The sequence below is a fragment of the Intrasporangium sp. genome (genome assembly GCF_036566125.1).
GTDB lineage: Bacteria > Actinomycetota > Actinomycetes > Actinomycetales > Dermatophilaceae > Intrasporangium.
Genome location: NZ_DATCWX010000319.1, coordinates 1 through 5,988, shown reverse-complemented (window position 1 = coordinate 5,988; position 5,988 = coordinate 1). Strand labels below are relative to the sequence as shown.

Annotated in this window: 7 protein-coding genes; 1 reads left to right on the top strand and 6 read right to left on the bottom strand. The window is 70.1% G+C overall.

The genetic code is table 11. The annotated features are described in order from the left end of the window. Window positions 1-89: 89 nt before the first annotated feature. Together VIR15_RS19255 and VIR15_RS19250 are read right to left on the bottom strand one after the other, a co-directional pair. On the bottom strand, window positions 90-755 hold the full coding sequence (locus VIR15_RS19255; RefSeq protein ID WP_331930746.1) for a response regulator transcription factor: 666 nt from the start codon (window positions 753-755) through the stop codon (window positions 90-92). After that, a complete protein-coding gene (locus tag VIR15_RS19250; RefSeq protein ID WP_331930744.1) occupies window positions 752-1,918 on the bottom strand; it encodes a sensor histidine kinase in 1,167 nt (388 codons plus the stop codon). The genes VIR15_RS19255 and VIR15_RS19250 overlap by 4 nt, the downstream gene beginning before the upstream one ends. A gap of 109 nt (window positions 1,919-2,027) precedes the next feature. On the opposite strand from VIR15_RS19250, the gene VIR15_RS19245 reads away from it, so the two are divergent. Continuing rightward, the gene (locus VIR15_RS19245) at window positions 2,028-2,684 is read left to right on the top strand and encodes a DUF4386 family protein (protein ID WP_331930742.1); all 657 of its coding nucleotides are present in this window, start codon (window positions 2,028-2,030) and stop codon (window positions 2,682-2,684) included. A 123-nt stretch (window positions 2,685-2,807) separates the two neighbouring features. Here the strand turns inward: VIR15_RS19245 and VIR15_RS19240 are convergent, their stop codons facing one another. Genes VIR15_RS19240 through VIR15_RS19225 form a run of 4 tightly spaced genes read right to left on the bottom strand, consistent with a single transcriptional unit; the run spans window position 2,808 to window position 5,951 of the window. Continuing rightward, window positions 2,808-3,203: a Fur family transcriptional regulator gene (locus tag VIR15_RS19240; protein WP_331930740.1), complete on the bottom strand. Its 396-nt coding sequence runs from the start codon at window positions 3,201-3,203 to the stop codon at window positions 2,808-2,810. Beyond that, window positions 3,200-4,219 carry a metal ABC transporter permease gene (locus VIR15_RS19235; RefSeq protein ID WP_331930738.1) on the bottom strand — a complete coding sequence of 340 codons (1,020 nt, stop codon included), beginning with the start codon at window positions 4,217-4,219 and terminating at the stop codon, window positions 3,200-3,202. The genes VIR15_RS19240 and VIR15_RS19235 overlap by 4 nt, the downstream gene beginning before the upstream one ends. Further along, window positions 4,216-5,010: a metal ABC transporter ATP-binding protein gene (locus VIR15_RS19230; RefSeq protein WP_331930736.1), complete on the bottom strand. Its 795-nt coding sequence runs from the start codon at window positions 5,008-5,010 to the stop codon at window positions 4,216-4,218. Before VIR15_RS19230 ends, VIR15_RS19235 begins: the two co-directional genes overlap by 4 nt. Next, on the bottom strand, window positions 5,007-5,951 hold the full coding sequence (locus VIR15_RS19225; protein ID WP_331930734.1) for a metal ABC transporter substrate-binding protein: 945 nt from the start codon (window positions 5,949-5,951) through the stop codon (window positions 5,007-5,009). Before VIR15_RS19225 ends, VIR15_RS19230 begins: the two co-directional genes overlap by 4 nt. Window positions 5,952-5,988: the final 37 nt, after the last annotated feature.

Sequence of the window (5,988 nt, the reverse complement as noted above, 5' to 3'; positions counted from 1 at the left end):
CAGCCTCCGCCCGAGTGGCCGCCTCCGCAAGGTGCTGATCTCGGGCAAACCAGGTCAGGCGTGGCCCCTCGTGGATCCGGAGGGAGCGTTCAGGAGCTCGCGGGGTCCGCCTGCTCGCCGGCCCGGACGAGCCCGGACTCGTAGGCGAGGACGGCCAGCTGTACCCGGTCGCGCAGGCACAGCTTGGTGAGCAGCCGCGACACGTAGGTCTTGACCGTCGCCTCGGAGAGGAACAGCCCGCTCGCAATCTCCGTGTTGGACAGGCCTCGTGCCACCAGCCGGAGAACGGTCGACTCCCGCTCGGTCACATCAGGCAGCGCTGTCGGCTTCGTCGCCGGCGCGCTGGCGAACCGGTCGAGCAGGCGCCTGGTGGGGCCCGGCGCGAGCATGGCCTCGCCCCGTGCGACGACCCGCACCGCGTGGACCAGGTCCTGCGGCGAGACGTCCTTGAGCAGGAACCCGCTGGCGCCGGCCTGCACAGCTGCATAGACGTACTCGTCGAGGTCGAAGGTCGTCAGCACCATGATCCTGACCCCCGGTTGCCGGGCCACGATCCGGCGGGTCGCCTCGATCCCGTCGAGACGCGGCATGCGGATGTCCATGAGGACGACGTCGGGCTGGCTCGCGCGGCAGACGTCGACGGCCTCGACCCCGTCTGACGCCTCTCCGACAACCTCCATCCCGGCGCGCTCGAGGATGAGCCGGAACCCCTCACGCAGCAGCGCCTGGTCGTCGACGATGACCACCCGGGTCATACCGGCTCCGGCACTGCAGACTCGAGGGGAAGCATGGCCCTGACGACGAACCCGCGCTCCGGCAGGGGCACCGCGCGCAATGAGCCTCCGTAGAGAGCCACCCGCTCCCGCATCCCCACGAGACCGTGCCCCGAGCCCGAAGTGTCCGGGGTGGCGACCCCGTCGTCGCGGATCTCGACGTCGAGCCGGTCGGCCCCGAATCGTACGTCGACCCCGACCAGCTCCGAGCCACGTGCGTGCCGTAGCGCGTTCGTCAAGGCTTCCTGAATGATCCGGTAGGCCGCGAGGTCAACCCCGGCCGGCAGATCCCGCCGGTCGCCCGAGACCGTCAGCTCGACTGGTAGCCCGCTCAGCTTGGCGTCGTCGACGAGCTCCTCGAGCCCGTCCAGCCCCGGCTGCGGAGCCAGCAGGCCCACCTCGCTGTCGTCACGCAGCACGGTCACGAGCCTCCGCATCTCACCGAGCGCTTCGGTCCCTGTCTCGCGAATCGTGTTGAGCGCCTTGCGGACACGCTCGGGGTCGTCGTCGATCACCTGCTCCGCTGCGCCAGCCTGAACGACCATGACGCCCATCGCGTGGGCGACGATGTCGTGCAGCTCTCGGGCGATCCGGGTGCGCTCCTCGAGGACCGCCCGGGCTGCCTGCTCCGCGGCTTCGACCTCGGCACGGATCGCCTGCCTCCGCGACTCCTCGGCGCGGTGGGACATCGCGGCCTGCCACCAGCCGACGGAGAAGCAGACCGCGAGGACCCCCCAGTGGTAGAGGATCTCGGTCAGGCCGCCGAGGAGCTCCACGGAGAGGTTGCCGTAGCTGAAGGCGGCGGCCGTCAGGCCCGCTCCGACCCACCGCTGGCGACCCGTGCCGTGCCGGGCGACCGAGAAGACGGCGATGCAGATGGGCACGAAGTGACCGAAGAACAGCAGGAAACCCGGCGCGACCAGCTGCGGGAGGAACAACGCCGCGAGGATGACCGCGAGGCTGCGGACGGGATGGGTGCGTCGCCACCACAGCGCGGAGGCGGCAACGGCGACCTCGAGGGTGGCCGCGGTCAGGTTGCCGTCGCCCTGTCGCGAGTCGAAGGGAACCCAGATCTCGCCGAGACCGGTGACGAGCACGACCAAGACGAAAAGGGCGTCGACGACGCGGCTTCGGGGGAGCGTCATGGCGCCAACCATAGGAGACATGCAGAGCTCGCCGGATCAACCTGGAGTTGACATCAGTGTCCACCCCGGAGGGATGCCGCGCCCCGTCGCCGACGGCTTCCATGGCCGCATGACAAGGACAGTCCGCATCATCACCGCCATCTCCGTCGCAGCCTTCGCGCTGCTCTCGTTCGGCTTCGTCGTCCTCCAGCCCGACCTTCCCGACGACCGGGCCGACTGGCTTGCCGCGTTCGCTGCCGCGCCGGCGCGCGCGGGTGCCGCCGCCCATCTCTTCCTCTGGTCCCAGCTGGCCCTCGCGGTCGCCGCGGTCGGTCTCGGGGCGTGGCTGCGGCCGCGTGCCCCGCGGCTCGCCGTCGCGGGGGCCGTGCTCGGTGTGCTGGGTGCGTTCGCGCACACCATCCCGGGCGGGTGGACGATCACGCAGCTCGTCATGGCGGGCGAACCCGCACACCACGACACCTACGCGCAGCTGCTCGTCGCACAGGAGCAGTCGTCCCACATGGCCCCGTACTTCCTGCTCGGCCTCGCCGGGCTGGTGCTCGGGATCCTCCTCCTGTCGATCGCCCACTTCTGCTCCCGGCTGCCCTTCCGCTGGGCCGGCCCGGTGCTGTGGGCCTGGCTGGTGGTCGAGTTCGTGGGCACCAGCTTCGGTTCATGGGCCGTCCCGACCTCAGGCGCGCTCCTGCTCCTCGGTTTCGGTGGTCTGGTGGCAGGGCTCATCGCCGAGCGAAAGGAAGCGATCGAGCCGGCCTACGCCACCGCCTGAGGAGCCGACCACGCGTGTGAGTCACCTTGGGCGCGAAGCCAGCTCAGCGGCATACGGCATCAATTGGCCGTATGCCGCTGGGCTCGTTCCAAGCCGAAGTGCCCGCGCCTGCCCGCCACCCATTCAGGCGCGGGAGCACTCGGCGCACGTCCCGAAGATCTCCAGGGTGTGCGTCACGTCCGTGAAGCCGTGCTCGGCGGCGACCCGGTCGGTCCACCTCTCGACCGCCGGCCCCTCGACCTCAACGGTCCGGCCGCAGTCGCGACAGACGAGGTGATGGTGGTGGTGGGTCGAGCACGCCCGGTAGACCGCCTCGCCGTCGTCGGTGCGCAGCATGTCGACGGTCCCGGCCTCGACCATGGCCTGGAGCGTGCGGTAGACCGTCGCCAGCCCCACGCCCTCACCGGCCTCGCGCAGCCGCGCATGGACCGTCTGCGCCGAGGTGAAGTCGCCGTACTTGTCCAGCAGATCGGCGACGGCAGCCTGCTGGCGCGTGGGCTTGCGTGGCGTCGTCGTCATCGGGTTGCGTCCTCCTCGGCGGGCTTCGTCGCCCCAGCCGCCGCGGCCGCGACATCGCCGTGCTCGTCGTAGTGGCTCTGGTGGGCGGCATGGAGATGGCCGTCATGGACGTAGTCGACGTGGTCGCCGTGCGGGATGCTCTCGTGGCCGCAGCCCGGTCCGTGCTCGTGGTCGTGCCGCTCGGCCATGTCGTGCTGACGTGCGCGGAGCCGCTCACGCAGGCTCATCGCGACGGCGATGACGACGAACAGCCCGACGGCGACCAGGACGATGGTCCCTCCGGAGGGAGTGTTGAGCGGGTAGGAGACGAGCACGCCACCGAGGGCCGACACGAGTCCCAGCACCATGGCCCAGCGCAGCCCCGAGCCGAAGCTGCGGGAGAAGAGCTGCGCGGCGGCATTGGGCACGATCATGAGCGCGCTGATGAGGAGCAAACCGACGATGCGCATCGCGATGACGACGGTCGTCGCAGTGAGGACGGCAAGGACGATGTTGAGCGCGAGCACGGGCAGCCCGACGGCCCGGGCGTACTCCTCGTCGTTGGCGACGGCGAAGAGCCGCGGCTTCAGCACCCACGTCGTCGCGGCGATGACGACGGCCAGGATGGCGAAGACGACCAGGTCGCTCTCGCGCACGGTGAGGATCGAGCCGAAGAGGTACTTCACCAGATTGGCGGGCGTGCCGTCGGGCGCCTGGCTGATGATGACGACCCCGGCCGCGATCCCGCCGTAGAAGATGATCGCGAGCGCCACGTCACCGCTCGTGCGCCCCCGGGCCCGCATCAGCTCGATGGCGACGGCCGCGATGACGGCGGCCACGAGCGCCGTCAGCACGGGGCTCTGGTCGGTGACCAGTCCGATGGCGACGCCGGCGAGCGCCACGTGGCCCATTCCGTCGCCAATGAGCGACATCCGCCGTTGCACGACGAAGATGCCGACCATCGGGGCGACGAGCCCGACGAGGAGGGCCGCGACGAGCGCGCGCTGCATGAAGTCGAGCGACAGGATCTCCGTCATGGCGTGCCTGCCGGGGGGTCGAAGGGACCGTGCGCCATCGCGGGCGGCTGGACGAGCTCGAGGTCGTGGTGATGACTGTCGTGGTCGTGGTGCACCGCGTCCCGTGCGGCGGCATACCGGTCCAGGTCGCCGTCGAAGGCGAGGCGGCCACCGTCGACGACGATGATCCGGGTCGGCAGGCCCTCGAGGGCGCCGAGCTCGTGGGTGACGATGACCAGGGTCACGTCACGCTCCACGAGGCGGCCGAGGACATCGGCGAGGACGTGCTGGTTGACGGCGTCGACCCCGGCGGTTGGTTCGTCCATGATGAGGACGTCCGGCTGGCCCGCGAGGGCGCGGGCGATGAGGACGCGCCGTTGCTGTCCTCCCGAGAGGGTGCTCACCTCTGTCCCGGACCGGTCCGCCAGACCGACGAGGTCGAGGGAGCGGCACACGATCTGGCGGTCGGTCGCCCCGAGGCGACCGAGCCAGCCCAGTCGGGGGAGCCGGCCCGACTCGACGATCTCCTCGGCCGTGGCCCGGACCGAGGCGGACAGGGTGTGTCGCTGCGGCACGTACCCGATCCGCGCCCGGTCGCCGAAGTCGTCCGCGGGCGTCCCGAAAAGGGTGACGGTGCCGGACAGTCGCTGGTTGAGGCCGAGGATGCCCTTCATCAGGGTCGACTTGCCCGAACCGTTGGCGCCGAGGACCGCGACGACCTCACCGCGATTGATGGCGAGACTCGCGCCGGTGACGATGGGGCGCTCGCCGTACCCGAACGACGCGTCCTCCAGCTCGATGACGGTGGTCACGAGCAGTCCTGCCCCTGCTTGAGCGTCGCGAGGTTGCTCCGCATCACCTCAAAGTAGTCCTTTCCGGCTGACGCGTCGGTGATCCCCTCGAGGGGGTCGAGCGTGGCCACCGTCGCACCGGTGGAGGCGGCGACGGTCTGCGCGAAATGCGGCTCGACGAGCGTCTCCTGATAGATCGTCGTGACGCCGTGGTCCCGGACCAGGGCATTGATCCTGGCCAGTCCGGCCGCGCTCGGCTCGGCCTCGGGGGAGACGCCCGAGATGCCGTACTGCTCGAAGCCGTAGCGCTCCGCGAGGTAGGTGAAGGCGGAGTGGCTCGTCACGAGCTGCTTGATGGAGCACGACTTCAGACCCGTGGTGAACTCCGCGTCGAGCCGGGTGAGCTCGTCCACGAAGGCCTTGGTGTTCGCCTTGAGGGTCGCGGCGCTTGACGGCTCGAGCTCGGCGAGACGGGCGCCGATGGCCTCCGCCACAGAGGCATAGCGCTGCGGGTCGAGCCAGAAGTGCGGATCGGCCCCTTGGTGTGCGTGCTCGGCGTGCTCCTCGGCGCTCTCCTCCGCATGCCCCTCCTCCTCGGCCGGATCCTCGGTGAGCTGGGCGACGCCCGAGACGTCCAGGACGCGGTCGGAGTCGACCTGCTGGACCGCCTCGTCGACGGCTGGCTGGAAGCCCTTGGAGTAGACGACGAGGGACGACCTTGTCATCCGCGCCAGGTCCTGCGGCGTGATCTCGAGGTCGTGCGGCTCCGCCCCCGGCTTGGTGAGCACGCTGACGTCGAGGGTCGCGCCAGCGATCCGCTCCGTGGCGAACTGGATGGGGTAGAAGCTCGTCACAACCTGGGGTCGGCCATCTGTGGAGCCGCCCCCAGCGCCCGAACCGCAACCTGCGGCGGCGAGGGCGGTTGCCACGATGGCAGTCGCGAGGGCCAGACGACGCTTCATGTGAGAATCATTCTCGACTTGAGAATGATTGTCAAAA

What these genes read in the sequence shown, in the direction of transcription:
- VIR15_RS19255 (WP_331930746.1), bottom strand. Translation starts at nt 755, where the DNA reads ATGACCCGGGTGGTCATCGTCGACGACCAGGCGCTGCTGCGTGAGGGG.
- VIR15_RS19250 (WP_331930744.1), bottom strand. Translation starts at nt 1,918, where the DNA reads ATGACGCTCCCCCGAAGCCGCGTCGTCGACGCCCTTTTCGTCTTGGTC.
- VIR15_RS19245 (WP_331930742.1), top strand. Translation starts at nt 2,028, where the DNA reads ATGACAAGGACAGTCCGCATCATCACCGCCATCTCCGTCGCAGCCTTC.
- VIR15_RS19240 (WP_331930740.1), bottom strand. Translation starts at nt 3,203, where the DNA reads ATGACGACGACGCCACGCAAGCCCACGCGCCAGCAGGCTGCCGTCGCC.
- VIR15_RS19235 (WP_331930738.1), bottom strand. Translation starts at nt 4,219, where the DNA reads ATGACGGAGATCCTGTCGCTCGACTTCATGCAGCGCGCGCTCGTCGCG.
- VIR15_RS19225 (WP_331930734.1), bottom strand. Translation starts at nt 5,951, where the DNA reads ATGAAGCGTCGTCTGGCCCTCGCGACTGCCATCGTGGCAACCGCCCTC.